The organism is Phenylobacterium sp., from assembly GCF_031181185.1.
In the GTDB taxonomy this organism is placed as follows: domain Bacteria; phylum Pseudomonadota; class Alphaproteobacteria; order Caulobacterales; family Caulobacteraceae; genus Phenylobacterium.
Window position 1 is genome coordinate 1 of record NZ_JAPSKZ010000323.1, and the last position, 1,902, is coordinate 1,902.

A 1,902-nucleotide genomic window follows, 5' to 3' on the forward strand; every position below is an offset into this window, starting at 1 on the left:
CTGTACGGCCGCTGGACCAGCAGGGTCTCGTCCGGGCCGGAGCCGGGGTTGGCGCCGAGGTCGCGCAGGCGGGCGATCCGCTCCTGGCGCGCCTGGATCGGCAGCTGTTCGGTCGGCGTGATCTTGATCGCGAGGTTATGGGCGTTGACCTCGAGCCGCAGCGGCAGCAGCCGCTGGAGGGCGGAGGCCTTGAGGTAGATCTCGCTGGGCGTGACGGCGATGTCCGTCGGCGCCAGCGGAACCTCGCGAGGGCCGTCGCGGGCGGCGCCGGTCTTCAGGTCGATGATCAGCGAGCGCCGGGCTTCGCCGATGCGGCCGACGACGCGGCCCTCGGCGGGCAGGACATCGATGTCGAGTTCCAGGAGGCGGGCCAGCTCGGCCAGCGGCAGGAGCGGGTCGGCCTCGTCCCCGTAGGCGGCAAGGCCGTCGGTCAGGGTGAGCCGGTCGAGCTCGATCGAAAGGAGGAGCAGGCTGTCCGGGTCGACAGCACCGGCCGGCGGCTGGATCGGGGATCCAGCCGGCGCCGCCGTTGCAGCGTCCTCAGCCGCCCAACCGGGAGAGGCGGCGGCGAGGACTACGACTGCAGGGACGGTGACAATCCATCTACGGCGCTTGGACGGTCGCAAGAAGCTTGCCCGGGGACGTGTCGTCGTCAATGAACGAGACTTCTAGCTTCTCACCGGGTGCGGGCGCGCGCGTCAGAGGGACGCGCATCGTGCGGCGGTCGATCTCCGTGTAGACGCCCACGCCGCGCGCGAGGCCGATCGGGTCTCCCCGCTTGCCGGCGGGGCGGACCTCGACGTTGCCGAACAGGGAGCTTGCGCCGACGCGCACCAGGTCGAAAGCCATGACGGGCGTACGGCTAGCCCCCGAGCCTCCCGCGGGCGAGGCTTCGGCATACTCAATACGAGGGTTCTCGACCGCGGCCCGGACGTCGGGCGGCGCGGTGCGGACGATCGCCGGAATGCTGAGCCCGAAAACCGAGGTGATCTGGAAGCGCAGCTCGCCCGGGTTCAGGCCGGCGGCGTCCTCGGCCGTGGTGCCGACGTTGGCCGGCGGAATGGTGGTGACCGTCAGGTGCGTGCGATGCTCGCTCTTGGCGTCGGCGGGCACCGAGCCCACGCGCAGGCGGATCGTCTGGCCCTGGCCCGGCGCGAGCGTGGCCCGGCGCGGGGCGACCATGACCATGCCCTTGGCGGAGGCCAGCTTGTCGATGATCGGCTTCGCCGTATCCTTGTGGCGCGGGTCGTCGGCTGCGACAATCTGGCCGTCCGGCAGCATCACCCGGTCGATCAGGGCGATGTCGAACGTGGCCGGGGCGGTGCCCTGGTTGAAGATGTAGACCGTCGCCGTCCGCTGAGTCGGGCTGAAGGTCACACGCTTGGGCGTGATGTTGAGGTTCGCGCCCACGGTCGTCGTGGTGACGGGCGGGGCGGCGGGCGCCGGCTGGCCCTGGGCGTCAGTTCCAAGAACCGCGAGCAGGGCGAGGGCGGGGAAGAGGGCGAGCTTTTTCAATTGTACTGGACCACCACGACGAGCATGCCCTCGTAAGGGCCGGGGACAAGGTTCTGAGCTGACGCGAGCGCCAGTGAACCGCCGATGTCCACGCTCATCGCGTCGCCGTTCAGAACGACGCCGCCCATGCCGACCTGGTACTCGGCATTGGTGTTGGTCTTGACGATCAAGGTTTCCTGGCCCCCGCTGCGGACGACCGTAAAGCTCTCGGGTACGGTCGTCGAGACTACGTCCCCAGGTTGGCCTAAGGCCGCCGAGGCCGGCACCGTGACCTATGCGGGCAGCGAGGTGAAGGGGTACGGCAATCTCGTCCTGATCGCCGCGCTTCACGTTGAGCGCGCTGTTGTGGGCGTAGGCCGTGACGTAGCCGTTGTCGTGGCGGATCAG

At 69.7% G+C, this 1,902-nt stretch carries 4 protein-coding genes; 1 reads left to right on the top strand and 3 read right to left on the bottom strand.

Annotation, left to right across the window (positions count from 1 at the left end; translation table 11 throughout):
- The 3 genes from RIF93_RS20460 to RIF93_RS20470 all read right to left on the bottom strand — a co-directional run.
- A partial coding sequence (locus tag RIF93_RS20460; protein ID WP_309093280.1) for a hypothetical protein occupies positions 1-626 on the bottom strand: 626 nt, incomplete at its 3' end.
- A complete protein-coding gene (locus RIF93_RS20465; RefSeq protein WP_309093281.1) occupies positions 604-1,515 on the bottom strand; it encodes a hypothetical protein in 912 nt (303 codons plus the stop codon). The genes RIF93_RS20465 and RIF93_RS20460, both read right to left, overlap by 23 nt.
- Positions 1,512-1,781, bottom strand: coding sequence for a DUF4402 domain-containing protein (locus RIF93_RS20470; RefSeq protein WP_309093282.1), 270 nt, complete (start codon positions 1,779-1,781; stop codon positions 1,512-1,514). Before RIF93_RS20470 ends, RIF93_RS20465 begins: the two co-directional genes overlap by 4 nt.
- Here RIF93_RS20470 and RIF93_RS20475 point away from each other — a divergent pair.
- Positions 1,675-1,902 (top strand): hypothetical protein (locus RIF93_RS20475; protein WP_309093283.1); only part of this gene is annotated, 228 nt, incomplete at its 3' end. The two genes, RIF93_RS20470 and RIF93_RS20475, sit on opposite strands and share 107 nt — an antisense overlap.